Here is a 2049-nt window from a genome sequence, read left to right on the forward strand (position 1 = left end):
CTGGTGGACCATCCGCCAGTCGCCGTCGCGGCGCTGGAAGACGCGGGTGCCCCTGGAGCGGGTCTCGACGCCGTCCACCACGACCCGGTCGAGCCCCCACGCCACGGCCAGGTCGCCGTGCGCGCGGACGGTCAGGTCGGGGACGTCGAAGTCGATCCGCCCCGGTGACGCCAGGAGACCCCGGCCGCACACCTCGCGCACGGCGTCGATACCGACGTGCTGGAGCGGCCCGGCGTGCTCGTAGGACACGACGTCCGGTGCGATGTGCTCAATCAGGCCGTCGAGGTCCTTCGCCGCCGTGCGCTCGAACCACCGCTCGTGCACCGCTGCGACCTCGGCGCCCGCCACCTCCGGCGACCCGGTGGCGTCCGCGAACGAGTGGTGCTCGTGCGCGACGACCCAGCGGCCCTCCACCTTGGTGAGGCCGATGGTCAGCCGCAGCCGGTGCTCGGTGTCGCGATCGATGTCCGAGGGCGTGCCGCACCGCAGCAGCGCGACGGCGTACGCGACGTCCGCGCGCGCTGTGACGTCCAGCGCCTCGATCTCGAACACCGCGCCGGACGCCTGCCACTCGAAGAAACCCGGCCAGATCCCCCGGTAGTCCGCGATGCCCCGCACACCCCGCTCGGGCGGCGGGACGTCGAAGACCACGAGGTCCGGCGCGTGGTCGGCGAGCACGGTGGCCAGGTCGCCGTCGTGGACGGCCGCCGCCCACCGCTCGATGAGGTCGCGGATCTGCTGCTCGTCGGTCATGGTCTGCTCCTGCTCGTCGTTACCCTGCACGGGTGGAACCCCTGGCTGCGCGAGAACTCATCGAGGCCTCGCGCGGCGGTGACGCCCGCGCGTTCGAGCGGCTGGTCGCACCGCACCTGGCCGAACTGCGGGCGCACTGCTACCGGCTGCTCGGCTCGCCGCACGACGCCGAGGACGCGCTGCAGGAGTCGCTCGTGCGGGCGTGGCGCGGCATCGGCGGCCTGGACGACCGGGGGTTCGTGCGGGCGTGGCTCCACAAGATCGCCACCAACCGCTGCCTCACCGCGATCGAGCGGCGCGGGCGGCGCGAGCTGCCGGTCGACTTCGGCGCGCCGGGCGGTGAGGTCGCCCCTGGCGAGGTCGCCTGGCTGGAGCCGTGCCCCGAGCCCTCGCCCGAGGCGCGCTGCCTGGCCCGCGAGAGCGTGGAGCTCGCGTTCGTCGCCGCGCTCCAGCACCTGACCCCGGTCCAGCGGGCGGTGCTGGTGCTGCGCGAGGTGCTCGGCTTCCCCGCCGCCCAGGTCGCCGAGCAGCTGGGCACGTCCACCGCGTCGGTGAACAGCGCGCTGCAACGGGCGCGGAAGGCGGTCGGGTCGGCCGGGCCGACCCAGCACGCCGTGCTGCGCGAGAGCGGCGACGCGGCGGTCGGCGCGCTCGTGGCCCGGTGGAGCGATGCCTGGCACCGGGGTGACGTGGACGCGATCGTGGCGCTGCTCGCCGACGACGCCCGGTACTCGATGCCGCCGCTGCCCGAGTGGTACCGGGGCCGGGACGCCATCCGCGCCTTCCTGCTCGCCGGACCGCTGCGGTCGCGCTGGCGGTTCCTGCCCACCTGGGCGAACGGCCAGCTCGCCTTCGGCACCTACCTGTGGGACGCGGCAGCCGGGGCGTACCTGCCCGGCGGCTTGGACGTCCTCACCGTTCGCGGCGATCACGTCGTGGAGGTGACCTCGTTCCTGACCGCCGACCTCACCCGGTTCCGCCTGCCCGCGCGCCTCCACCCGCCGGTGCTCGACCTCGTGCGGTGGCGGGACGGGGACCGGGTGCCGGGATGATCGGCAGGCGGACCGACGTCGAGGGGGAAGCGTGGAGCTGGAGCGGATCGACCCGTCGTTGCGGGAGCGGGTGCGTCGGGCGCCCAGGGTGGACTGGAGCAAGCCACTGCTGCGCAAGACCTCCCGGCTCGTGGTCGGGTTACTGCCTGGCGCGCGGGTGCCAGGGGTGCGGATCTCGGAGGTGCGCGCGGGTGGCGCCCGGTACCGGCTCTACCTGCCCGAGGAGCGCTGCGGGGCGGCGCTG

The 2049-nt window shown here is 74.8% G+C and carries 2 protein-coding genes and 1 pseudogene; 2 read left to right on the top strand and 1 reads right to left on the bottom strand.

The annotated features are described in order from the left end of the window. A partial coding sequence (locus ACTUAL_RS29710; protein WP_440902555.1) for a YybH family protein occupies positions 1-783 on the bottom strand: 783 nt, incomplete at its 3' end. A gap of 2 nt (positions 784-785) precedes the next feature. Here ACTUAL_RS29710 and ACTUAL_RS29715 point away from each other — a divergent pair. Together ACTUAL_RS29715 and ACTUAL_RS29720 are read left to right on the top strand one after the other, a co-directional pair. Then, positions 786-1805, top strand: a complete 1020-nt coding sequence (locus ACTUAL_RS29715; protein WP_440902556.1) for a sigma-70 family RNA polymerase sigma factor — start codon at positions 786-788, stop codon at positions 1803-1805. A 31-nt stretch (positions 1806-1836) separates the two neighbouring features. Further along, positions 1837-2049 (top strand): annotated as a pseudogene (locus tag ACTUAL_RS29720) (alpha/beta hydrolase); the annotation flags it as partial.

The sequence above is a fragment of the Actinosynnema sp. genome (assembly GCF_052038725.1).